The following is a 23,537-nucleotide window of genomic DNA, read 5'->3' on the forward strand; positions in this document are numbered from 1 at the left end:
CCTAATCCGCCTCGTCGGCCGATGCGGCGTTGAGCTGGCCGTATTTTTCCTCGCCGATCGAGGCGAGCAGGTCGAGTTGCGTCTCGAGGAAGTCGATGTGACCTTCCTCGTCAGACAACAAATCCTCGAACAGCTTCATCGTTACGTAGTCGCCTGCTTCTTCGCAAATCTCGCGCGACCGCTTGTAGGCAGAGCGCGCGTCATATTCGCCGGCAAGATCCGATTCGAGCACTTCCTTGACATTCTGTCCGATGCGCAGCGGTGCTACCGACTGCAGGTTCGGATGGCCTTCAAGGAAGATGATGCGGGCCACGAGCCGGTCGGCATGGTGCATCTCCTCGATCGATTCGGCGCGTTCCTTCTTTGCCAGCTTGGCGTATCCCCAGTCCTCCAGCAGCCGGAAATGCACCCAGTACTGATTGACCGCTCCAAGTTCCAGAAACAGAGCCTCATTAAGCCGCTCTATGATCTGCTGTTCGCCTTTCATGGGTTCTGCTCCCGTATTGGACGCGCAGGCCTCTGACGCGATCCAGGTGTGAAACGACATCCACCCCGCTCGCCTCCGAGCGGGCGTGGTAATTTTCGGTTACCCGAATGATCGTTTCGACCACATTTGGGAAGCAGCCGCAACAGCGACCACGCTTCTGCATGGCATGATAGATTTTCGCCGGCACGATAAGCTGCCAGGGATCCTGATCCAGCAGCCCGACGATCGTCTGCTCAATCTCCTTCTCGGTGATGATGTTGCAATGGCAGATCAGCATTATTTGCTCTGTGTGGCTGACAGCGCGTGCTCGGCGCCGTTTGGCTTATTCTCTTAGGTGGAGCCTGATACCGATTTCAACTTTCGCGACGCGGACTTTCGGTTCAGCTCCGGGCATCGACGCCTTACTGAAACACCTTGTCTGGCGCATCGAGGCTGTCCGAGCCCTCGAAGGCGATGGCATTGAGTTTCAGGGTGCCGACGGCGCGCTCGATCGACTTGGTCTGGTCGACCAGCGCGTCGATCGCCGCCTGCACGGTGGCGTTGCCCTGCGTATTGCCTTCGCCGATCTGCTGGTCATAGGCCTCACCGCCAAGCGCCCGCGCCTTGATGGCTTCCATCTTGGCGACGGTGACATCAAGCTTGTCCGACAGTTCCTTGTCGATCGCCGGATCGGCCTCCTTGACCATGTCGGACACCGAAGGGCCTTCGACGACCGTGCCGTCGAGACGCGTGTAGCTGCCCTTATAAGCGGCACGAATGCCGACGGCATCGTAGAGGTGGGAATCGTAGGTGTTGTCAGCGAAGCAGTCGTGCTCCTCTTCCGGGTCGTGCAGCAGCAGGCCGAGCTTCATGCGCTCGCCGGCGAGTTCGCCGTAGGACAGCGAGCCCATGCCGGTGAGGATAGCCGAGATGCCGGCTTTCGGCTCGCCATCGGCAATGTTCTTGCGGGCAGCGCCGCCTTCCTTCCAGTCGTTGACCATGTCCTGCAGATCGGAAACCAGAAGCTCGCTCGCCGACTTCAGGTACTGCGCGCGTCGATCGCAATTGCCGCCGGTGCAGTTGGCGAGGTCGTAGTCGGTATAGGGCCGTTCGCCGGCGCCCGGGCCGGTGCCGTGCAGGTCCTGACCCCACAGCAGGAATTCGATGGCGTGATAACCGGTCGCCACATTGGCCTCGATGCCGCCGGCTTCCTGCAGCGTGCCGGAGAGGAACTCGGGAATAAGATTGGTGGCGTCGATCTTCTTGCCGTCGATTTCTATCGACTTGTTGGCGATCACATTGGCGGTGTAGAGCGCATTCGCGTCCGACTCGGTGCCGTAGTTTTCGGCGACATAGTCGATCAGGCCTTCATCCAGCGGCCAGGCATTCACCTTGCCTTCCCAGTCGTCGACGATGGCGTTGCCGAAGCGATAGACTTCGGTCTGCTGATAAGGAACGCGCGACGCTTTCCAGGCCTCGCGGGCGGTAGCCAGCGTCTCCACCGAAGGCTTGGCGAGCAGCGCATCGACGGCTTTGTCGAGCGCCTGCGCCGTGGTCAGCGAATCTTCATATTTGGCGAGCGCAATATCGGAATAGGTCTTGATGACCGCCTTGGCGTCGGTTTCCGCCTTGGCCGGCAGCACGAATATCGCCGCCGTCAATGCCGCCGTGGCGCCGATCGCTGCAAGCCTGCTGCCATATCGCGCCGTGATCATCGCTCTCATGATTGTCATCTCCCTCGGGAATTCAGTGAAATGCCGGCGCCAAAGGCGCGTCGGCAGGCAATCGGCGCCAAGGCAGGTCCATGCCATTGGGCGTGATACAGGCCGCGGCATAGCGCGGTTTGCGGAAGAAAGACATCGAAATGCCTCCAATCGAAAGGGTTCAAGGCCCAGACATCAAAGGGATGCGCTTGACGCGCAAGCTTCCATAAAGCGATGAAGGTGCCGGAAGTCAACCGATTTCAGAAAGAAAAGCCAATTGAAACAACAGTTTAGAATTATTCTAAACTGCAAGTATCAACTTTAGCTGCATTTGCCGTGCCGCCGTCGAACGAGACGATTGACAGACCGCCATTCCGGGTGCGACCCACAAAGGTGGTCTTGCGGCGGCGTCAGACAATCGCCACTTGGCGAGACGTCCTAGACTTGGATGACGTGTTGGAGAGATGAGGAATTGGGGCTGCGATGAAAAACGGTGTGGTCATTGTCGGTGCGGGTCATGCGGGCGTGCAAGCGGGCGCCAGCCTGCGCGAGGACGGCTACGGCGGACCCGTGATCCTCCTCAGTGACGAGAACGAACCGCCCTACCACAAGCCGCCGCTGTCGAAGACCTTCATCAAGGATCAAGAGGCCAAACCGCAGCCGCTGCGCGGCGAGGCCTTTTATACCGGCAGCGCGATCGACTACCGGCCGGGCGTCCGCATCGATCGCATCGATGCCGGCGGCCGCCGGCTGGAGCTATCAGATGGCGGCACACTGCCGTTCGACCGGCTGATCCTGGCGACCGGTTCGCGGCCGCGCATGCTGTCGTTGCCGGGTTCGGATTTTTCAGGCGTGGTGTCGCTGCGCTCGCTCGCCGACGCACGCCTGATCCGCGAATTGAGCGCGCAGAGCGATGATGTCGTCATCCTCGGTGGCGGCTTCATCGGGCTGGAGATCGCCGCTACGCTCAAAGCGGCCGGCCGCAAGGTCATCGTGGTCGAGGCCGTCGACCGGCTGCTTGGCCGGGCGGTGGCGCCGATCATCGCGAGCCACGTGCGGCAGCGGCTGGAAGCGACCGGCGTGCGCATCCTCACCGGCACCACGATCGCGCGGCTCGAAGGCGAGAACGGCCATGTCTCGGCGGCAATCACCGCATCCGGCGAGCGGCTGCCGGCGCAGATGGTGATCATCGGCGTCGGCGTGGTGCCGAATGTCGAACTGGCGCAGACCGCCGGCATCACAATCGCCAACGGCATCCGCGTCGACCAGCAGATGCGCACGTCGGTGCCCGAAATCCTCGCCATCGGCGACGTCGCCTCCTACCGGCACTGGCTCACCGGCGGTGATGTGCGGCTGGAATCGGTGCAGAATGCGACCGACCAGGCGCGTCTTGCCGCGCGCACCGTTGTCGGCCATGCGGAGGCCTTTGCGGCGGTGCCATGGTTCTGGTCTGATATCGGCGACATCAAGCTGCAGATGGTCGGCCTGATTTCGGGAGGCGACAGCCATGTCGTGCTGGGCGACGTCAACGAGAACAGATTTTCGATCTACCATTATGCTGGAAATCGTTTGCTCGGCATCGAGTCGGTCAATCGGCCGGGCGACCACATGCTTGGCCGCAAGATGCTCGGCGCCGGCTTCTCGCCGACGCCGCAGACGGTTGCGACGGGACCGGACGGACTGAAGGCGGCGCTCGCCGCCTTCCAGCAGGTAGAGCCTGTCCGCGCCGCTGAATAAGGATATGTTGATATTCAGGTGATGCCGGGTTGCGAGCGGCGATATCCTGCGCCGCCGGTGCCGACCGCCAATTGTCGATCTCGGCGCTGCCCCTCATCGCCCTGCCGGGCACTTCTCCCCGTGAAGAACGGGGAGAAGGGGCTGATCGCAACGCTGGCGTCCCCCTCTCCCCGTTTTTCACGGGGAGAGGGTAAGGGTGAGGGGCAGCGCCAACGCCCGGAAAGATCACCTCAGGCGGCGCGGACCTCGCGGATCGAGCTTTCCAGGATGTCGAGCGCTTCGTTCATGACGCCGTCCTGGATGGTGATTGGCGCCAGGAAACGGATGACGTTGCCGTAGACGCCGCAGGTGAGCAGAATCAGCCCCTTGTCGAGCGCCTTCAGCCGGACGGCATTGGCGATCTCGGCCGATGGCAGGCTCTTGTTCACATCGTTGAACTCGACAGCGTTCATGAAGCCGGGGCCTCTGATATCGACGATCTCCGGGGTGTCGTCGCGGATCGATTGCAGCCGCTGCTTCAGCCGGTTGCCCAGCGTGTTGGCGCGGTCGCAGAGCTTTTCCTCGTCGATGACGTCGAGCACGGCATGCGCCGCGGCGACACCGATCGGGCTGCCGCCATAAGTGCCGCCGAGCCCGCCGGGGTTCGGCGCATCCATGATTTCGGCACGCCCGGTGACCGCCGCCAACGGAAAGCCGCCGGCCAGGCTCTTGGCCATGGTGGTGATGTCGGGCGCCACCTCGTGATGATCCATGGCGAACATCTTTCCGGTGCGGGCAAAGCCGGTCTGCACCTCGTCGGCGATCAACAGCATGCCGTGCTGGTCGCAGATCTTGCGTAGCGCCGTCATGAAGTCGCGCGGCGCCTCGTAGAAGCCGCCCTCGCCCTGCACCGGCTCGACGATGATGGCCGCGACGCGGGCCGGATCGACATCGGCCTTGAACAGCCGGTCGAGCGCGGCCAGCGAATCGGCGACCGTGATTCCATGCAGCGCCACTGGGAACGGCGCGTGGAAAACATCAGCCGGCATGGCGCCGAAGCCGACCTTATAGGGCACGACCTTGCCGGTCAGCGCCATGCCCATGAAGGTGCGGCCATGGAAGCCGCCGGCAAAGGCAATGACCGCCGGCCGGCCGGTGGCGTTGCGGGCGATCTTGATGGCGTTCTCCACCGCTTCGGCACCGGTGGTGACGAAAATCGTCTTCTTGTCGAATTTGCCCGGCAGCATGCCGTTCAGCCGTTCGGCCAGCCTGACATAGCTCTCATAGGGCACCACCTGATGGCAGGTGTGGGTGAAGCGGTCGAGCTGCGCCTTGACCGCCTCGATCACCTTCGGGTGACGATGGCCGGTGTTGACGACGGCGATGCCGGACGAGAAATCGATGTAGCGACGGCCTTCGACATCCCAGATTTCCGAGTTCTCGGCGCGGTCAGCATAGATTTGCGTGGTCATGCCGACACCGCGCGAGATCGACTGGTTCTTGCGTTCGGAAATGGCTGAATTCTTCATGATGTCCCTCGCCGGGCCGGCGCCCGTTCTCGGTTGGATGACTGCCGGGAATTGTTCTGATCTTATTTCACGTTTTCCTCAAGTTGGCACCGCCGCCAGGCGATTGGGCCTACCATTAACGTCGTGTTCCTTCGCGCCCCCCTCTGGCCTGCCCTCTTTGCCAAAACTTGGCATCTCCCTCACAAGGGGGAGATCGGCAGCTTCGTCGACGGCGCTCCTTCTACAACGTTCGCGATTGGCGAAATCAGTGGTGGCGGCCAATCTCCCCACCCGTGGGGGAGATGGCCGGCAGGCCAGAGGGGGGCGCGAAGGAACGCGACGCGGACAGCTGATTGACTCACGCCGTCCGCACAAACCCCTCGCTCGCCCTGAGCAAATTGCGCGTGTAATCCTTGCTGACGCGGCGCTCTACGAGGTCGCCCGCGGTGAGATGCTCGACCGCCTCGCCGTTCTGCATCACCATCAGCCGCTCGCACATATGGGTGATGATGGCGAGGTCGTGGCTGACCATCAGGAAGGTCAGCTTGCGCCGCCGCCGGATCTCTTCCAAGAGGTTGAGCACCTCGGCCTGAACGGAAGCGTCGAGCGCCGAGGTCGGCTCGTCGAGCAGCAGGATCGACGGCTCGAGGATGAGCGCCCGCGCGATCGCCACGCGCTGGCGCTGGCCACCCGACAATTGATGCGAATAACGGAAGCGGAAGCCGGTACCGAGCCCGACCTCGTTCAGCGCCCGCTGGATGCGCTTCTCGCCATCGGCAAAGCCGTGGATGGCGAGCGGCTCCTGCAGCAGCCGGTCGACGGTCTGGCGCGGATGCAGCGAGCCGTAGGGGTCCTGGAAGACCATCTGCACTTCGCGATAAAAGGCCTTGTCGCGGCGCGTGCCGAGCTTTTTGCCGTTGACGGTGATGCTGCCCGAAGCGGCCGGTGCGAGGCCGGCAATCGCGCGCAGCAGCGTCGATTTGCCGGAGCCGGATTCGCCGACCAGCCCAAAGGATTCGCCGGATTGCACTTCGATGCTGACACCCTTGAGCGCGCGAAAGCGATCGAAGACCACCTCCAGCCTGTCGACGGAAAGCGCTGCCGTCATGCCGCCCACTCCGGCTTGCGGTCGAGCACCGGCAGCGGGTGGCGGTCGGCGCCGATCTTCGGCATGCAGTTGAGCAGGCCGCGCGTATAGGGATGCTGGGCGCGGCCGAGCTCCGACGCCTTGAGCTGCTCGACCACCTTGCCGGCATACATGACGATCACCCGGTCGCAGAAGGACGAGACCAGGCGCAGATCGTGCGAGATGAAGATCAGGCCCATGCCGCGCTCGCTGACCAGCCTGTCGAGGATGCCGAGCACGTCGAGCTGCACGGTGACGTCGAGCGCCGAGGTCGGCTCGTCGGCGATCATCATCTCCGGCCCGGCGATCAGCATCATGGCGATCATGGCGCGCTGGCCCATGCCGCCCGAAACCTCGTGCGGATGCAGGTCGAAGACACGGGCGGGATCGCGGATCTGCACCGCCTCCAGCATGGCGAGCGCCCGCGCGCGGGCTTCGGCCTTGCCGACCTTCTCATGCGTGCGCAGCGTTTCGACGATCTGGCGGCCGATGCTCATCACCGGATCGAGCGAATATTTCGGGTCCTGGAGGATCATGGCGATGCGCTTGCCGCGCAGCGCCCGGCGGTCGCGGGGCGAGGCCGCGAGCAGGTCGATGCCGTCAAAGGCAAGCTTGCTGGCCGTGACCTCGGCCTGCGGCGGGGTCAGGCCCATGATGGCGCGGCCGGTCTGCGACTTGCCGGAGCCGCTCTCGCCGACGATGCCGAGCCGTTCGCGACCGAGCGAGAAGGAAACGCCGCGCACCGCCTCGATCCGGCCGGTGCGCGTCGGGAAGGTGACGCGCAGATCGTCGACCTCGAGAAGCGTGCTCATTGATCGCCCTTCATTGGTCACCACTCATTGGTCACCACTGCGGGGGTCGAGCGCGTCGCGCAGGCCGTCGCCGAGCAGGTTGAAGCCGAGGCTGACGATGAGGATGGCAAAGCCCGGTGCACCGGCCACCCACCATTGGTCGAGCACGAAGCGGCGGCCCGACGCGATCATCGCGCCCCATTCCGGCAGCGGCGGTTGCGCGCCGAGGCCGAGGAAGCCGAGACCGGCGGCGGTCAGGATGATGCCGGCCATGTCGAGCGTCACCCTGACGATCAGCGACGAGATGCAGAGCGGCATGATGTGGCGCAGCACGATGCGGAACGGCGAGGCGCCCATCAATTGCACGGCCTTGATGTAATCCGAATTGCGCACGGTGAGCGTTTCGGCACGCGCAATACGGGCGTAGGGCGGCCATGAGGTGATGGCGATCGCGAGCACCGCATTCTCGATGCCGGGGCCGAGTGCTGCGACGAAGGCCAGTGCCAGGATCAGCTTCGGAAAGGCGAGAAAGATGTCGGTGATACGCATCAGGATCGCATCGATCCAGCCGCCGGCATAACCGGCGACGGTGCCGACCAGCAGGCCGATAGGAGCGGCGATGACTGCGACGAGAATGACGACGTAAAGCGTCCATCGCGAGCCGAAGATGACGCGCGAAAGGATGTCGCGACCGAGGTCGTCGGTGCCGAACCAGTGCTCTGCACTTGGCGCCAGCAGCCGCGAGCCCTTGAGGTCGCCGAATGTCGGCGAATAGGGCGCCAGCACATCGGCAAAGGCGGCGACCACCAGCAAAGCGATGATGATTAGCAGGCCGAGAAACGCCAGCCGGTTGGCGGAAAAGCGCCGCCACGCGACATAGGCACGACCGAGCCTGGCTTGCATGCGCGACGCCGGCCGCTCGCTGAGCAGCCAGTCGCGACGGCTTTGTATCACCTCAACGCTCATCTCACTTTGGTCCTCGGATCAAGCACCCGATAGAGCAGGTCGGACAGCAGGTTGATGCCGATGAACACCGAGCCGATGATGATGGTGCCGCCGAGCACCGCGTTCATGTCGGCGTTCTGCAGGGAATTGGTGATGTAGAGGCCGATGCCCGGCCATGAGAACACGGTCTCGGTGAGCACCGAGCCTTCGAGCAGGCCGGCATAGGAAAGCGCGATCACGGTGACCATCGGCACCGCCGCGTTGCGCAGCGCGTGGCCCCAGATGATGCGTGTTTCCGACAGGCCCTTGGCGCGCGCCGCGACGATATATTCCTGGGCAAGCTCGTTCAGCATGAACGATCGGGTCATCCGGCTGATATAGGCGAGCGAGAAATAGCCAAGCAGCGAGGCCGGCAGGATGATGTGGCGGAAGGCATCGCGAAACACATCCCACTGCCGCTGCCACAGCGCATCCAGGAGATAAAAGCCGGTGATCGGCGTGAAGGTATATTCATAGACGATGTCGAGGCGGCCGGGAAAAGCCACCCATTGCAGCCTGGCGTAGAACAGCACCAGCGCCAGCAGTCCCAGCCAGAAGATCGGCACGGAGTAGCCGACCAGGCCGATGATGCGCACGATCTGGTCGATGATGCTGCCGCGCCGGACCGCCGCCAGCACGCCGAGCGGCACACCAAGCAATGCGCCGATCAGCGTTCCCAGCGTCGCCAGCTCGATCGTCGCCGGAAAGGCGCGGCGAATGTCGGTCATCACCGGATTGGTGGTCAGCACCGAGGTGCCGAAATTGCCGTTCAGGGCATTCTTCACATAGATGTAGAACTGCTCGATCAGCGGCAGGTCGAGCCCCATCTCGCGACGCGTGCGCTCGACGACATTGGCCGGCGCCCGGTCGCCGAGCACCGCCAGCACCGGGTCGATCGGGATCACCCGGCCGATGAAGAAGGTCACCGCGAGAAGACCGAGATAGGTGGTTATTGCGATGACCAGGAAACGGGCGATCGACGACGCGACGGCGCGGGCGCTGCCGCGGCCCGCCGTCGCTTCGCTTTCAACAGTACTCATGCGGCGCGTCCGCCGGCATCATTCCTTGGAGATCTGGCCGACGAAATTGGTGTCGAAGCTCGGGCCGAGCGCGAAGCCCTTAAGGTTCTTGCGCAGGCCGGCCACTTCCAGCTGCTGGTGAACGATGATGAAAGGGCTGGTTTCGAGAATCTTCCTCTGCAGATCCTGGTACATTGCGGCGCGCTTGGCCGGATCCTTCTCGAGCAGGGCCGCTTCGGTCTGCTTGGTCAACTCCGGAATGTCCCAGGCGTTGCGCCAGGCCAGGGTCTTGGTCTTGCCTTCATCCGAATTGTCGGGGTTGCTGGCGAAGGTCTGGGCGTTGGAGTTCGGATCGAAATAATCCTGGCCCCACTGGCCGATATAGATGTCGTGATTGCGGGCGCGGTATTTGGTTAGCGTCTGCTTGCCGTCGCCGGGAATGATCTCCAGCTTGACGCCGGCCTGGCCGAGCGTCTGCTGGAACGATTCCGCCATGCCGGTCACCGGCTGGGTGTTGCGGACGTCCATGGTGACGCTGAAGCCGTCGGCCAAGCCGGCCTTGGCGAGCAGTTCCTTGGCCTTGGCGAGGTCGAATTTGAACGGATTTTCGTCCAGCTCGCCGAGCACGCCTTTTGGCAGGAAGGTCTGGTGGATCTCGCCGATTCCCTTGAGGATGGTCGAGCTCAAGGCATCGTAGTCGACAAGATGTTTGAAGGCCTGGCGAACCTCAGGCTTGGCGAGGTTCGGGTTCTTCTGATTGAGGCTGATGTAGAAGACCGTGCCCTTCGGCGCGCTGGTGGTGGTGAGATCGGCGTTCTTGGCGATGGCGTCGAGGTCGTTTGGCTCGAGATTGCGGGCAACGTCGATGTCGCCAGCCTCCAGCGCCAGGCGCTGGCCCGAACTTTCCTTCATGTTGCGATAGATGACGCGGGCAAGCTTGGCCTTTTCGCCGTGATAATTGTCGTTGCGCTCCATGACGACGACCTCGTTGGCCCGCCATTCGCGCAGCTTGAAGGCGCCGGAGCCGGCATAGCCGGTCTTCAGCCAGGCGTTGCCGAAGTCATTGTCGTATTTGTAGTCGGCGCTGGGCGTCACCGCGGCGACATGTTCCTTGACCAGCTTGGCGTCAACGACCGACGCGACGGTTGCCGACAGACAGTTCAGGACGAAGCTCGGCGCATAGGTCTTGTCGACGGTGAACTGGAACGTCGTGTCATCGACGGCCTTGGCCTTCTCGGTGACGTCGTCGCCGGTGATGCCGAACTGGCCGATGATGAAGGCCGGGCTCTTGTCGAGCTTGATGGCGCGCTCGAACGAATAGGCGACGTCCGCCGCCGTAATCGGATTGCCCGAGGCGAATTTCAGACCGGGCTTGAGCTTGAAAGTGTAGGTCAATCCGTCGTCGGAGACAGTCCAGCTTTCGGCGAGATCGCCCTTGACCTTGGACGTATCACTGAGATCGAGGCGGACAAGAAGATCGTAGGTGTTGCCGGTGACCTCGGCGGTCGACAGCTCGAACGCCTCGCCCGGATCCATTGAGATGATGTCGTCGATGGCGAAACCCTCGACCAGCGTGTCGGCCGGCGTGACCGCCAAGGCAGGCGCGCCGGCCAGAAGCAACGCGGACATGGCTGCGCCGGCGAGCAGGACGCGGGAGCGTAGAGCAAACTTTTCCATCATCATTTTTAACTGTTCCCTGTTTTTGTTGACCTGAGTTCCCGGCTCAGGGTTTGGCATTCACCTGCCTAATCGAACTATGACCCTGAACCGGTCGTCCTGGTGATTTTTATCCAGTTCCGCCTCACCTTATCCGGCGGTTTCAGGCGCGGCAACGAGCATTTGCAAAGCTGTTTGTTGGACCAGGATCAGCCAGCCGCCGCCACCGGAAGCGACACAAGGAGTGCAGCTATTTCAACGCGGTGACCAGGTCGGCGTCGGGAAAACAGGTGGCGGCGCGACCGTTCCTGGCCTGCCACTTGCCGATCGAGCGGCGGGTCTTGAAACCGGGCAGGCCGTCGGCGCTGCCGACGTCGTGGCCCTCGGCCTCCAGCGCCCGCTGCAAGGCGGCGATATCGGACCTGTGGAGCCCGCCGACCGCACCCCAGCGCCCTGAAAAATTGCTGTCGCCATTGGCGATGCGGTCGGCGGCGTGGCCGATGAACAGGGCGTAGAGATCGCTGGTGTTGTATTGCTTCAAGACGTAGAAATTGGGCGTGACGATGAAGGCCGGACCGCTGCGCCCGGCCGGCATAAGAAGAAAGCCTTCGGCCTTCAATTCGCGCGCCGGAAACGGTCTTGCCGCGACACGCTTGATGCCCATATCAGCCCACGCGGAAATTCTCTTGCCTTGGTCCGGACCTTCGAGCGAACAGGAGACCGCGTCCGGCACCGTCACCTCAAAACCCCAGCCGCGGCCTTTTGCCCAGCCATAGTGGACGAGATAGTTGGCGATCGAGGCCAGCGTGTCCGGCACCGAGTTCCAGATGTCGACCCGGCCGTCGACATCGAAATCGACGGCATGTCTGAGGAACGAAGTCGGCATGAACTGCGGCTGGCCGAGCGCGCCGGCCCAGGACGATTTCATCGCGCCGACCGGGGCCAGCCCGCGCTCGACGATCTCGAGCGCCGCCATAAGCTCGGTGCGGAAGAAATCCTTCCTGGTCGCCATGAAGGCCTTGGTGCCCAGCACTTCGAAAGCGTCGTAGGGCATTTTCGCCGCGCCAAAGCCACTCTCGCGACCCCAGATCGCCAGCAGCACCTCGCCCGGCACGCCGTAGCGCTTCTCGATCGCGGCGACGGTCCTGGCATTGGCCGCCTTGCGCGTGCGGCCACCAGCGGTCACGGCGCGAACCGTCTTTTCGGCGAAATAGGCGCCGGGCGAACCGAACTCCGCCTGATGCTGCTTCTGCGGCGTCGTGGCCTTTTTGCCCGGCATCACCAGGTCGGGCAGTTTGAGGTTCGGTTTGATGCCATCGAAGGCGGCGTCGAAGGTTTTTCTGGAGATGGCCTTGGCGCTGGCTTCGGGCCAGAGGTCGTTGTTGAGCCAGGCGTGGAACTGGGTGTCGAGTTTTGTGGCGGAGGCGGAGGTGGCGAGGAGGAATGCAGTCAGTGCTGCGAGGAGAAAAGCGACGGCCAGCCTGCAAAGTCCGCGTTCCGTGGCGCCCCCCTCTGTCCTGCCGGACATCTCCCCCACGAGGGGGGAGATTGGCAGCTGCACTGACCGCGCCTTCCCTTCATCGTCGGAGATAAGCGAAGCCTTCGATGACAGCCGATCTCCCCCCTCGTGGGGGAGATGTCCGGCAGGACAGAGGGGGGCGCCACGGAACGCAGTCATTTCAGAAGCACCTCCCAACCGCCTCAAAACGCCGTCCGCGAGCGCAGCGCCGCGGCCAGCGTGCCTTCGTCGAGATAGTCGAGTTCGCCGCCGACCGGCACGCCATGCGCCAGCCGCGTCACCTTGATATCGAAGCCGGACAATTGGTCGGTGAGATAGTGCGCGGTGGTCTGGCCCTCGACCGTGGCGTTGACCGCAAGGATCACCTCCTTGACCTCGCCGCCGGCGACGCGGTCGACCAGCGAGCGAATGTTGAGCTGCTCGGGGCCGATGCCGTCGAGCGGCGACAGCGAGCCGCCGAGCACGTGGTAGCGGACATTCATGGCCGCCGCCCGCTCCAGCGCCCATAGGTCGGCCACGTCCTCGACGACGATCAGCGTGCCGGCGTCGCGGCGCGGATCGGTGCAGATCATGCAGGGGTCGGATGTATCGACATTGCCGCAGGTCGAGCAGATGCGCACCTTGTCGACCGCCTCGCTCATGGCGGCGGCGAGCGGCGACAGCAACTGCTCCTTCTTCTTGATGAGGTGAAGCGCTGCTCGCCTGGCCGAACGCGGCCCAAGCCCCGGCACCTTGGCCAGAAGCTGGATCAGGCGTTCGATCTCGGGACCGGCGATTCGCTTCGACATCGCATCGGTTTAGGATTTTTCAATGGGTTTTGGAACACCGCAGCGGCGCGTGTCATTCAAACGCAACGACGCTGCTGCGGAACAATCGCGTCGGCTTGCGCTGCCCCTCATTGCCCTGCCGGGCATTTCTCCCCGTATAGTGACGGGGAGAAAGAGCCTTCGCAAAGGATTTCGCCAATCGCACGCGTTGCAGAAAGGGTGCCAAGGTTGCGGCCAGCTTCTTTCTCCCCGATAACGGGGAGAAATGCCCGGCAGGGCAATGAGGGGCGGCGCCAACGTTGACTATCCGACCGTCTCAGTAGGCTTCCAGCGGCCTGCCCTGGCCGGCGATCATCGCGCCGATGGCATCGGTGTTCTCAGGCGTCGATTCAAACGACATCGTCGGCTCGGCCGGCGCCGCCGGGAATGACGTGACCGGTTGCGCACCGGCGGTGCCGCCGAAACGGGCCGCGTCCGGCTCCTGCATCGCCACAAAGGTCACCTTCTCCGGCGTCGCCTTGTCCGGAGTTGCCTTTGCCGGTTGCGATGCGACCGCGGTCACATAGGTTAGCTTGGCGAATGTTGCCTTGGTGACTGGCGCCGCCGAGGCGACGAGCGTGGCCGGAGCGCGCGACCCCCGCGGCGTTGCCTGCGCCACCGCGACAGTCGGCTCGTCCGGCAATGGTTTCCAGTTCCGGCCGCGCTTTTCGTAGAAGGCGTTGCCGCCGGCGACCATGGTGTAGTGCATGTTCTTGTAGGGGAAACGCAGGCCGGCGGTGTGAAAGAACATCGAGTTCTTCAGCTTGGCCTTGCGCTCGCCCCTGAGCACCGCCTCGGCGGCTTCCTCGACATCGGGCATCGCCTTCGAATTCATCGGCCGCGTCATCACGCCCGGCGCGAACTGGCCGCGTTCGCCGACCACCTGGCAGATGGTGTTGCCGTGCTTGCCGGAGCGCAGCCGGTTCATCACCACCGTGCCGACGGCAATCATGCCGTCACGGCTCGACCGGTTGGATTCGAAGAACATCGCGCGCTGGAGGCACTCCTTGTCATTCGCTGTGTGGCTGTAGGGCCGGGACCTGACGGTATCGGTCAGGCTGGCCACGGACAGGCCGTGCGTGGTCTGACTGCAAGCGGCCAAAAACAGCGGAGAGGTGATGACGCCGAGCAGCAACGGCGTCTTCCATCGGGTCGCGATCAAAGATATCCCCTCATTCTGTCGCCAGCCCGCCTCTGGTTGCGGCAAGAATGAGACACTTTCGGGCAAAAAGATGGCTAAAGCGTTATTAAGTATGCGGAGTTGCCGAATGGACACAGTGGCTGACGGGCAGGCGTCGATGTAAGGGCATGACCTTCCAATCGTCGCAGCGTTCGCAGCGTGGCCCGCCGGGCCTAAGCCATGGGCTCGCTCGACCGGCAGAACCGCCAACACAGCTCAGAGGCTGTTTGGAAAGTCGCTCCGGCGAGTCATATGGTGGTGGTTTCGAGAACCGGAGCGCGGCGGACATTTGGGTCCGCGAGCACCGGAAGCGCAGAAAACGCCATCAGATGGCCGCCGGAGTAGAGTTTCCAAGCAGCCTCTTAGAACGGCAGCTTCATTCCCGGCGGTATCGGCAGTCCGGCGGTCAGTGCCTGGGTCTTTTCCTGCATCATCTGCTCGACCTTGGCCCTGGCGTCATTGTGGGCGGCGAGAAGCAGATCCTCCAGAATCTCGACCTCGTCCTCCTTGAACAGCGACGGATCGATCTTCAGCGCCTTCATCTCGAATTTGCCGGTCAGCGTCACGCTGACCAGGCCACCGCCGGCCTGTCCGGTGGCTTCCAGTGTGGCGATCTCATCCTGCATGGCCTGGAACTTGGCCTGCATTTCCTTTGCTTTGCCCATCAGGCCGAGAAGATCTTTCATCACGGTTCCTTTACGATTGGTATCAGGTTTCGTCTTCGTCAGCGGGCGGCTCGATCGGAACCTCGGCCTCCACCGCATCGGCTTCCGGTGCGTCGGGAATGCGCACGTCGATGATCCTGGCGCCGGGAAAACGCGCCAGGATGGCGGCGACGGTCGGGTCGCTCTTGGCATCGAGGAGCGCGTTTTCGCGCTTGGTCGATTCCATCTCGGCCAGCGTCTGGCCGCCCTCTTCCTTCGACAGCGAGACCAGCCAGCTGCGGCCGGTCCAGGCACGCAATTTGGCGGTCAGATCGTTGAGCAGCATCTTCGGCGCGTCATCGGTCAGGCTGACGTCGATGCGGCCCGGCTCGATGCGCACCAGGCGCACGCAGCGCTTGACCAGCACCTTGAAGGCCATGTCGCGCTGGGCATCGGCCAAGGCGACGATGTCGGCCAGCGATTTCACCGGCACCGACGGCGCATCGGCGACCGGCTCCGGCGCCGGAACGAAGGCCGCGGGCATCGGCTCGGGTTCGACCAGCCGCATGGTCTGGGCGCCGCCATTGACCGCCGGTATCCGCGTGTGCGCAACGGCGCTGGCGCCGCCGTTACCGGAACTTGCTGGGCCAGTATTTGCTGGGCCAGAATTTGCTGGGCCGGGGCTTGCCGGCGCAGCATTCAAGCGTGGCGCGCCATTCGACACCGACGCTCCACTCTCCAGCGATTTCAGCGCCTCGTCCAGAGTCGGCAGGTCGGCGGCATGCGCCAGCCGGATCAGCACCATTTCGGCGGCACTGACCGGCCGGTTGGAGGACTGCACCTCGGGAATGCCTTTCAACAGCATCTGCCAGGTCCGCGACAGCACCCTGACCGACAGCGCCTTGGCGAAATCCGCGCCGCGCCGGCGCTCGTCCTCGGACAGCGAGGCGTCATCGAGGGCTGTCGGCACGAAGCGCAGCCGGGTGACGAGATGGTTGAACTCGGCCAAGTCGGTCAGCACAGCGGCCGGATCGGCGCCGGTGTCGTACTGGTTGCGGAATTCGGCCAGTGCGGCCGCCACATCGCCCTTCATCACATGTTCGAACAGGTCGACGATGCGAGCGCGGTCGGCCAGCCCGAGCATGGCGCGCACCGCTTCGGCGCTGACTGCGCCGCTGCCATGGGCGATCGCCTGGTCGAGAATGGACAGCGAATCGCGCGCCGAGCCCTCGGCCGCCCGGGCGATCATCGCCAGGGCGTCGTCATCGACCGCGATGCCTTCTTTTCCGGCGATCGAGGAGAGGTGCGCGACCAACGTGCCGGCATCGATACGCCTGAGATCGAAGCGCTGGCAGCGCGACAGAACGGTAATCGGAACTTTTCTGATTTCGGTGGTGGCGAAGATGAATTTGACGTGCGGCGGCGGCTCTTCCAGCGTCTTCAAAAGGCCGTTGAAGGCCTGCGTCGAGAGCATGTGCACTTCATCGATGATGTAGACCTTGTAGCGCGCCGACACCGGCGCGTAGCGCACGCGCTCGATGATGTCCCTGATATCGTCGATGCCGGTGTGCGAGGCGGCGTCCATCTCGATGACGTCGACATGGCGACCTTCCATGATCGCCTGGCAATGCTCGCCCAGCACGGCAAGATCGACCGAAGGCTGGTCGACGGTCGATGTTTTGTAGTTCAGGGCCCGCGCCAGTATGCGCGCCGTCGTCGTCTTGCCGACACCGCGCACGCCGGTCAGCATCCAGGCCTGGGCGATGCGGCCGGTGGCGAAAGCGTTGGTGAGGGTGCGGACCATCGGCTCCTGGCCGATCAGTTCGGAGAAATTGGCAGGACGGTATTTGCGCGCCAGAACGCGATAGGCGGCGGCCTTTTCCGTTCCCGAATTTCCGGCTTCGCTCATTCGCCCGTAAAGCTCCAAGGGCCGCGGCTTAAGGCGGCCGATTCCTGCGCATAGTTTCGCCCGCAGGGCTTGGCGCCGTCAATGTCGCGGGAGAAAGGCGAAGAGGTGGGAGGCTGGAACAATGACCCGTTCCGGGCTCGTTAGGGCTGCTTCCTTCCGGACCTGACCCGGTTGGCGAGTGGACCGTCCACCACCAACCTCCCGCTTTCATATCGGCAATCCGGCAATGAAATGCAAGAGCGCAGTGACGGGCAGCGAAACCAGAAAATAAAAACCGCCTCGGCGGGCGGATCGCTGGCGCGAATAGGCACCATGTCGAAACCACTAGCATAGCTGCCGGCACAAAGCAAGAACAAATGGGCGAAAGGTATGGCCGGCGGACCAGAGGGGGCGCGAGATGGTGGCTTCATTCCAGCCCAGCTCTTGACAGGCCATGCCCCGAGTTCTTCGCCGGACCATCATCGTCACGATAGAACTTGATTCGCTTGCCGCCCTCTTGCGGGCTAACGGCAGCCGCTCTAGCGTCCATGAAGTAAAAAATACTACAAAAGTGAAGGAAACGCCGATGTCGCCGGGCCTCGAGGCCGGATTCACGCTGGATGCTCGTCTGGAGGCGGACAGCGAGCAGTTGATGTGGCTCGGCCTGTGCGAGTTGCGGGTGATGAACGACCGCCGCTGGCCGTGGCTGCTTCTGGTGCCGCAGCGGCCAGGCGCGGAGGAAATCCATGATTTGACGCCGCTCGACCAGGCGATGCTGACCTTCGAGACCAACATGGTGGCGCAGGCGCTGAAAAGCGTGACCGGCTGCACCAAGATCAACAGCGGCGCACTTGGCAACATCGTGCGACAGTTGCATGTCCATGTCGTCGCGCGCTCGGAAGGCGATCCCGGCTGGCCGGGCCCGGTGTGGGGGCACGGCATGCGCGAGCCCTATGAGCGCTCGGACCTGCGCCGGTTTGCGCAGAAGATAAAGGCGGCGCTATAAGCCTGTCCCGTGTCCATCTTGAACCTTGAGTCTCCGATGAGCTTCCGCCTGTTTGACGCGCCCTTGCGCGAGCCGAGCCAGTTCGTCGGCTTCGCCGGCAATGTGATCGACCGGCAATCGGAAAACCGCGCCGACGATTCCGTCGAAAATGCGCTCGCCGACCCCTCGGTCAGGCTTTTGCTGATGCATGGCGGCCGGCTCTACCTCAAGCTCAGCGATGGCGGCTTCGACCCCTGGTTCAGCGCCGAGGAAAGCCAGCCGCTCGAGGTGTCGCTCGACCGTGGCGTCCTGCTCGGTTTTTCCGACAGCGGCCCGGTGCTCGCGGTGCCGGCCGGCATCGACCCCGAACAGCTGCCAGAAACCATCAAGGCCATCGACTATCGCTCGGTCTATATGCAGGGGCTGATCGACGAGGCGGCGGCCGGCGCGATGGCGCAAGGAGCAGCGCTGCTCGCCTGGCATGCCAGCCATCGCTTCTGCAGCAAATGCGGCGCTGAAGCCGCGATGCGGGCCGGCGGCTACAAGCGGCTTTGCCCGGCCTGCGCCACCGAGCATTTTCCGCGCACCGACCCGGTGGCGATCATGCTGACGGCGACTCGCGAAAAATGCCTGCTCGGCCGCGGCCGGCATTTCGCGCCCGGCATGTATTCGGCGCTTGCCGGCTTCATCGAACCGGGCGAGACGATCGAGGCGGCGGTGCGCCGCGAAACGTTGGAGGAAGCCGGCATTCGGCTTGGCCGCGTCGTCTATCACGCCAGCCAGCCCTGGCCATTTCCCTATTCGCTGATGATCGGCTGCTTCGGCGAACCGCTTAACGACGACATCCAGGCAGACTTCAACGAGTTGGAAGACTGCCGCTGGTTCTTTCGCGACGAGGTGCTGTCGATGCTGGCCCGCGAGCATCCGGGCGGCCTGGTCACGCCGCCGAAGGGGGCGATCGCCTACAATCTCATCCGCGCCTGGGCCGACAGCGCGCAAAACTCATAGGGGAGCAAAATGATCCGACATACAGTGGTGTTTAGGCTGAAGCACAAGGAGAGCTCGGCCGAGGAGGCAAAATTTCTAGCAGACGCCAAAATACTGGCGGCGATCCCGGGCGTCGAGAACTTCGAGCAGTTGCGGCAGGTCAGCCCGAAGAACGATTATCGCTTCGGCTTCTCAATGGAGTTCGCCGACCAGGCTGCCTATTCCCGCTATAATGACCATCCCGACCACGTCGCCTTCGTCCGCGACCGCTGGATTCCAGAGGTCGAGGCGTTTTTGGAGATCGACTACGCGCCGCTGAGCTAAGTTGGTGACTTGCCGGTGAAAACCGCCAATTGAGCGGCGAAAGCACGCTTGTAGGCGGGCCGGGCTTCGCCGCGGGCGACATAAGCCGAGAGGTATGGATATTCGTCCAGCATACCCGATGTTTTTAACCTTAGCAGCACGTGCACCATCATCAGGTCGCCGGCGCTGAACGCACCATCGAGCCAGTCGGCATCGCCAAGACGAGCGGAAAGCTCGCCCAGCCGGTCACGGATGCGATCCTCGACCATAGGCAGGCGCTGTTCGTGCCAGGTCTCGTCGCGCTCCAGGAGCACGGCGGTTTGGCGTTCGAGGATCGGCGGCTCCACGGTGTTGAGCGCGGCAAACATCCATGAGATTGCGCGCGCCCTGGCATTCGCATCGTCTGGCAACAAGCCCGCATGGCGCCCGGCGATATGGAACACAATCGCCCCCGACTCGAACAGCGCGAGATCGCCTTTCTCATAGGTCGGAATCTGCCCGAAAGGATGGAGTGCCCGATGCGCGGGTTCGTTCATCGCCTTGAACGAAACTAGACGAACCTTGTAGGGCTGGCCGACTTCTTCAAGCGCCCAGCGAACGCGCATGTCGCGCGCCAGTCCCCTGCCGCGATCGGGCGACCGTTCAAAGGCGGTGATGGTGGGGGTCATTGGCAGGCCTCATCTCGTCGTGTCCCTTCTTCGACTGTGGCAAGCAAAGGACGAATGTCGCGCCGGAATTCCGACATCTGGGACTGCTTTTCAATCGCGCATAACCGCCGCGACGGAGGCGCGTAGCGCGCCAGCGAAGTCGGGATGGCCATACAGGTCGTTGTGGCCAGCCGCTATGGCGATGTGGCTGCGCAGGTCACGGGCCGCCTCGCGCAGAGGTGCCGAACGCGCCGCAGGTACGATGGTGTCGTCCTCGGCGGTGATGACCGCCGTCGGCACATTGAGGTCGCGCAGAGATCCTGCCGCCTCCATGCGGTGCCGCAGCAAGAGGCGCACCGGCAGCCAGGGATAGTGGTGAGCGGCGAGTTCTCTCAGCGAATCGAAGGGCGTCACCATGACGATGCCGCGCAGGGGCCTGGCCGTCGCCAGGTCGGCCGCAACCGCAGCGCCGATGCTAAGGCCGATGGCCACGATGCCGGCTTTGGCGTCGCTGGCAAGGTGGTCATGGGCGCGTCGGGCGTCCTCGAACAGGGCGGCGGCCGACGGGCTTCCGCTGCTCGGCGCATAGCCGCGGTAGTGCAGCGCAGCGACCTCATGTTCGGGAAATAGCTGGTGCAGCATCAGGGCAAGTGCGTCGGCATTCCAGGCATTGCCGGCGAAGCCCAGCAGCAGCGGGCGTGGCTCGGCCGGCGCCTGCCTTGCCGGCAGGCGGACCAGGACGACGCGCTCGCCATCCTCAGCCGCCAGTTCGACATGACGGGCCCCGACCGGCAGATCGGGTCCGAACGCCGCAAGGCCGGCCGGAAAGATCAGCCAGGACTGGAGCACATACACGACGGCGACAATCACCGCATAGAATCCAGCGACCGCGAGCATCAGTTTCAAAAGCCACATCGCAGGAATGTCGCCCGATGCTCGTCACCTGGCAAGGCGCTGAGCTAGTCCGCCACCTTCCATTGCTCGCGCGACTGGCTGGCCGGGTAGACGCCCAGAATCCGCATTTCGCGCGAGAAGAAGGCAAGCTCGTCGAGCGCCAGCTTGACCAGCGGATCGTCGGGATGACCCTCGATATCGGCGTAGAACAGGGTCGCCGTGAATGCGCCGAGCTGGTAGCTCTCCAGCTTGGTCATGTTGATGCCGTTGGTCGCAAAGCCGCCCATCGCCTTGTAGAGCGCGGCCGGCACGTTGCGGACGCGGAAAATGAACGTCGTCATCATCCTGGCTTCGGCGGAAGGGCGTTCTGCCCACTGCCTGTTCCTGGTCAGCACGACGAAGCGGGTGACGTTGCTGTCGGTGTCCTCGACATTCTGCTCGATGATGTCGAGCCCGTAGAGCGTCGCGGCCAGCGCCGGCGCCAGCGCGGCCATGGTGCGGTCCTTCAGCTCGGCAACCAGCTTGGCGGCGCCCGCCGTGTCGCCGGCGACCACCGGCTTCCAGCCGTTCTTGCGGATGTATTTGCGGCACTGGCCGAGCGCATGGATGTGGCTGTGCACGGTCCTGATCTCGTCGCGCCTGACGCCGGGCAGAACCATCAGCTGGAAATGGATCGGCAGGAAATATTCGCCGACGATGTGCAGCTTCGATTCCGGGAGAAGATGGTGGATGTCGGCGACGCGCCCGGCAATGGTGTTCTCGATCGGGATCATGGCGAGGTCGGCCTTGCCGGTCTCGACCGCGTTGAAGGCATCCTCGAAGGTCGGACACGGCAACGGCTCCATATCAGGGAACATGTTGCGGCAGGCGGTGTCGGAATTGGCGCCAGGCTCGCCCTGGAAGGCTATTCTGTTGGTTTTCTCAGGCATGCCAAATGTCTCAGGTGTCCGAATGTCTCAGCTTGAAAGGACGGTTCTGGCGCGTTCGAGATCGTCCGGCGTGTCGACGCCGAACGGCGCCGACTTTACGATCTCGGCATCGATGCGCATGCCGGCCTCCAGCGCCCGCAACTGCTCGAGCTTCTCGCGCCGTTCCAGCGGCGACGGCTGCAGCGCGACAAAGCGCTCGAGCGCCGAGCGGCGATAGGCATAGAGGCCGATGTGATGATAGAGTGGCCCATCGCCCCAGGGTGCGGTGGCACGGGTGAAATAGAGTGCCCGCAGCCGTGTCTCCGACAGCGGCGAGCCGACGATCTTGACGACATTCGGATTGTTCTTTTCCTCGTCGCGGACGATCACGATGCCGAGCGTGGCGATGTCGACCGACGCATCCTCGAAAGGCTTCAGCGCGGCCTTGATGATGTCGGAATCGATGGTCGGCAGGTCGCCTTGCACGTTGACGATCGTTTCGACCTTGCGCCCGGGATCCAGCGTGGCCAGCGCCTCGAAGATGCGGTCTGAGCCCGATTCGTGGTCGACGCGCGTCATCACCGCCTCGAAACCGTGCGTACGCACCGCCTCCGCCACGCTGTCAGTATCGGTGGCGACCACCACCCGGCCGAGCCCGGCCTCGGCAGCGCGGCGGGCGACATGGACGATCATCGGAACGCCGGCGATGTCGGCCAGCGGCTTGCCCGGCAGGCGGGTCGAGGCCATGCGGGCCGGGATGAGGATGAGCGTGGACATCGGGTGATGAAGCATCCGAAAAAGAGGAAGGGAAAAGTGGCAAAAGGTCTCACTGGAAGCGCCCTTATAGGTGTTGCAACACCAGAGCAAAAGACCTAGTTTCCGCCCGATTTGACCGCCTCGCGGGGTGGTTCACGATTACCGACGGACGGAGTGGACAAATCGGTCCGCCGGAAAAGGGAGCCTGGGGCGTATGGACTCTTTCGAAATCAACAAGCTGATCGGCGGCCTGCTCGGAACCGTGTTCGTCGTCTTCTCGGTCGGCATCGTGTCCGACGCGCTGTTCGCCTCCCCCGCACCGGAAAAGCCCGGCTACGCCATCGAGGCGACCGAGGAGCCTGCCGAGGGCGGCCCGGCGGCCCCCGCTGCAGAAGCCAAGCCGATCGCCGACCTCCTGGCCAACGCCAATGTCGAGGCCGGTGCGGCCGTGTTCAAGAAGTGCCAGGCCTGCCACTCCGGCGAGAAGGGCGGCCCGAACAAGGTCGGCCCCGATCTTTGGGACATCATCGACCGCCCCGTCGCCGAGCATGGCGGCTTCGCCTATTCGGCCGGCTTGAAAGAGTTCTCCAAGGGCGGCGCCGAAAAGTGGACCTACGACAACCTCAACCATTTCCTGCTCTCGCCGAAGAAACTGGTGAAGGGCACGGCGATGGGCTTCGCCGGCCTGCCGAAGGACGAGGACCGCGCCAACGTCATCGCCTATCTGCGCACGCTGTCGGACAGTCCGAAGCCGCTGCCGACACCTGGCGCGTCGGCGGCGGCACCCGCAGAGGGTGAGGCCAAGCCGGCAGGGGGTGCAGCACCGGCAGCGCCGGCCGAGGGTGCGGCACCGGCCGCACCGGCGCCGGCCCCTGCTGCTCCCGCACCGGCGCCGGCGCAATAACGCAATTGTAATCGAAACATTCCTTGAAAAAGCCGGGTTCAGCCCGGCTTTTTCAATGGGAAAAGCGCATGTGCGGCGACAAAGCCGGCCTGTCGCGGTTTTCATGAGCGTCAAATGATCTAGATTGTCGCTAACAGCTATCGCACA

23 protein-coding genes and 1 other RNA gene are annotated in these 23,537 nt (G+C 63.6%); 5 read left to right on the top strand and 19 right to left on the bottom strand.

The features are described from left to right. Position 1 precedes the first annotated feature (1 nt). The 3 genes from bfr to NMG80_RS16970 form a co-directional block, all read right to left on the bottom strand. Entirely contained in the window at positions 2-487 is a 486-nt protein-coding gene (gene bfr / locus NMG80_RS16960) for a bacterioferritin (protein ID WP_254019134.1), read from the bottom strand. Continuing rightward, positions 453-764 carry a (2Fe-2S)-binding protein gene (locus NMG80_RS16965; protein WP_065005901.1) on the bottom strand — a complete coding sequence of 104 codons (312 nt, stop codon included), beginning with the start codon at positions 762-764 and terminating at the stop codon, positions 453-455. Before NMG80_RS16965 ends, bfr begins: the two co-directional genes overlap by 35 nt. A 124-nt stretch (positions 765-888) precedes the next feature. After that, a complete protein-coding gene (locus NMG80_RS16970; RefSeq protein ID WP_254019219.1) occupies positions 889-2,181 on the bottom strand; it encodes an imelysin family protein in 1,293 nt (430 codons plus the stop codon). Positions 2,182-2,652: 471 nt separating this feature from the next. On the opposite strand from NMG80_RS16970, the gene NMG80_RS16975 reads away from it, so the two are divergent. Continuing rightward, entirely contained in the window at positions 2,653-3,906 is a 1,254-nt protein-coding gene (locus NMG80_RS16975) for an NAD(P)/FAD-dependent oxidoreductase (RefSeq protein ID WP_254019135.1), read from the top strand. A gap of 230 nt (positions 3,907-4,136) precedes the next feature. Here NMG80_RS16975 and NMG80_RS16980 read toward each other — a convergent pair whose 3' ends face one another. The 12 genes from NMG80_RS16980 to ffs form a co-directional block, all read right to left on the bottom strand. After that, positions 4,137-5,414 carry a 4-aminobutyrate--2-oxoglutarate transaminase gene (locus tag NMG80_RS16980; protein WP_254019136.1) on the bottom strand — a complete coding sequence of 426 codons (1,278 nt, stop codon included), beginning with the start codon at positions 5,412-5,414 and terminating at the stop codon, positions 4,137-4,139. Between the two features lie 337 nt (positions 5,415-5,751). After that, positions 5,752-6,501, bottom strand: a complete 750-nt coding sequence (locus NMG80_RS16985; protein ID WP_254019137.1) for an ABC transporter ATP-binding protein — start codon at positions 6,499-6,501, stop codon at positions 5,752-5,754. After that, positions 6,498-7,331: an ABC transporter ATP-binding protein gene (locus NMG80_RS16990; RefSeq protein WP_254019138.1), complete on the bottom strand. Its 834-nt coding sequence runs from the start codon at positions 7,329-7,331 to the stop codon at positions 6,498-6,500. Before NMG80_RS16990 ends, NMG80_RS16985 begins: the two co-directional genes overlap by 4 nt. A 24-nt stretch (positions 7,332-7,355) precedes the next feature. Beyond that, positions 7,356-8,276, bottom strand: a complete 921-nt coding sequence (gene nikC, locus NMG80_RS16995) for a nickel transporter permease (RefSeq protein ID WP_254019139.1) — start codon at positions 8,274-8,276, stop codon at positions 7,356-7,358. Further along, positions 8,273-9,334 carry an ABC transporter permease gene (locus NMG80_RS17000; RefSeq protein WP_254019140.1) on the bottom strand — a complete coding sequence of 354 codons (1,062 nt, stop codon included), beginning with the start codon at positions 9,332-9,334 and terminating at the stop codon, positions 8,273-8,275. The genes nikC and NMG80_RS17000 overlap by 4 nt, the downstream gene beginning before the upstream one ends. Positions 9,335-9,352: 18 nt before the next feature. Next, positions 9,353-10,996 (bottom strand): ABC transporter substrate-binding protein, encoded by a 1,644-nt coding sequence (locus tag NMG80_RS17005; RefSeq protein ID WP_254019141.1) that lies wholly within the window; start codon positions 10,994-10,996, stop codon positions 9,353-9,355. 223 nt (positions 10,997-11,219) lie between these two features. Further along, entirely contained in the window at positions 11,220-12,497 is a 1,278-nt protein-coding gene (locus NMG80_RS17010; protein ID WP_254019142.1) for a lytic murein transglycosylase, read from the bottom strand. A 173-nt stretch (positions 12,498-12,670) separates the two neighbouring features. Continuing rightward, positions 12,671-13,276 carry a recombination mediator RecR gene (gene recR / locus NMG80_RS17015; protein ID WP_023802085.1) on the bottom strand — a complete coding sequence of 202 codons (606 nt, stop codon included), beginning with the start codon at positions 13,274-13,276 and terminating at the stop codon, positions 12,671-12,673. Positions 13,277-13,571: 295 nt separating this feature from the next. Beyond that, positions 13,572-14,456, bottom strand: coding sequence for a cell wall hydrolase (locus NMG80_RS17020; protein WP_254019143.1), 885 nt, complete (start codon positions 14,454-14,456; stop codon positions 13,572-13,574). Positions 14,457-14,836: 380 nt separating this feature from the next. Then, positions 14,837-15,160: a YbaB/EbfC family nucleoid-associated protein gene (locus tag NMG80_RS17025; protein ID WP_065005911.1), complete on the bottom strand. Its 324-nt coding sequence runs from the start codon at positions 15,158-15,160 to the stop codon at positions 14,837-14,839. Positions 15,161-15,182: 22 nt separating this feature from the next. Then, positions 15,183-17,027, bottom strand: coding sequence for a DNA polymerase III subunit gamma/tau (locus NMG80_RS17030; RefSeq protein ID WP_254019144.1), 1,845 nt, complete (start codon positions 17,025-17,027; stop codon positions 15,183-15,185). A gap of 105 nt (positions 17,028-17,132) precedes the next feature. Further along, an RNA gene (gene ffs / locus NMG80_RS17035) (signal recognition particle sRNA small type) lies at positions 17,133-17,229 on the bottom strand. 363 nt (positions 17,230-17,592) lie between these two features. Between ffs and NMG80_RS17040 the strand changes: the two genes are divergently transcribed. Genes NMG80_RS17040 through NMG80_RS17050 form a run of 3 tightly spaced genes read left to right on the top strand, consistent with a single transcriptional unit; the run spans position 17,593 to position 19,302 of the window. Next, on the top strand, positions 17,593-18,012 hold the full coding sequence (locus NMG80_RS17040) for an HIT domain-containing protein (protein ID WP_027151663.1): 420 nt from the start codon (positions 17,593-17,595) through the stop codon (positions 18,010-18,012). A gap of 36 nt (positions 18,013-18,048) precedes the next feature. Beyond that, positions 18,049-18,999: an NAD(+) diphosphatase gene (gene nudC / locus NMG80_RS17045; RefSeq protein ID WP_254019145.1), complete on the top strand. Its 951-nt coding sequence runs from the start codon at positions 18,049-18,051 to the stop codon at positions 18,997-18,999. A 9-nt stretch (positions 19,000-19,008) separates the two neighbouring features. Beyond that, the gene (locus NMG80_RS17050; protein ID WP_254019146.1) at positions 19,009-19,302 is read left to right on the top strand and encodes a Dabb family protein; all 294 of its coding nucleotides are present in this window, start codon (positions 19,009-19,011) and stop codon (positions 19,300-19,302) included. On the opposite strand, the gene NMG80_RS17055 is transcribed toward NMG80_RS17050, so the two are convergent. From NMG80_RS17055 to NMG80_RS17070, 4 genes are all read right to left on the bottom strand, one after another. Continuing rightward, positions 19,299-19,949 carry a glutathione S-transferase family protein gene (locus tag NMG80_RS17055; RefSeq protein WP_254019147.1) on the bottom strand — a complete coding sequence of 217 codons (651 nt, stop codon included), beginning with the start codon at positions 19,947-19,949 and terminating at the stop codon, positions 19,299-19,301. The two genes, NMG80_RS17050 and NMG80_RS17055, sit on opposite strands and share 4 nt — an antisense overlap. A gap of 90 nt (positions 19,950-20,039) precedes the next feature. Then, on the bottom strand, positions 20,040-20,843 hold the full coding sequence (locus NMG80_RS17060) for an alpha/beta hydrolase (protein ID WP_254019148.1): 804 nt from the start codon (positions 20,841-20,843) through the stop codon (positions 20,040-20,042). A gap of 44 nt (positions 20,844-20,887) precedes the next feature. Further along, positions 20,888-21,751 carry a prephenate dehydratase gene (locus NMG80_RS17065; RefSeq protein WP_254019149.1) on the bottom strand — a complete coding sequence of 288 codons (864 nt, stop codon included), beginning with the start codon at positions 21,749-21,751 and terminating at the stop codon, positions 20,888-20,890. A 27-nt stretch (positions 21,752-21,778) separates the two neighbouring features. Next, positions 21,779-22,507, bottom strand: a complete 729-nt coding sequence (locus NMG80_RS17070) for a 3-deoxy-manno-octulosonate cytidylyltransferase (RefSeq protein WP_254019150.1) — start codon at positions 22,505-22,507, stop codon at positions 21,779-21,781. 193 nt (positions 22,508-22,700) lie between these two features. Between NMG80_RS17070 and NMG80_RS17075 the strand changes: the two genes are divergently transcribed. Next, positions 22,701-23,390 carry a c-type cytochrome gene (locus NMG80_RS17075; RefSeq protein ID WP_254019151.1) on the top strand — a complete coding sequence of 230 codons (690 nt, stop codon included), beginning with the start codon at positions 22,701-22,703 and terminating at the stop codon, positions 23,388-23,390. Positions 23,391-23,537: the final 147 nt, after the last annotated feature.

The organism is Mesorhizobium escarrei, from assembly GCF_935825525.1.
GTDB lineage: Bacteria > Pseudomonadota > Alphaproteobacteria > Rhizobiales > Rhizobiaceae > Mesorhizobium > Mesorhizobium escarrei.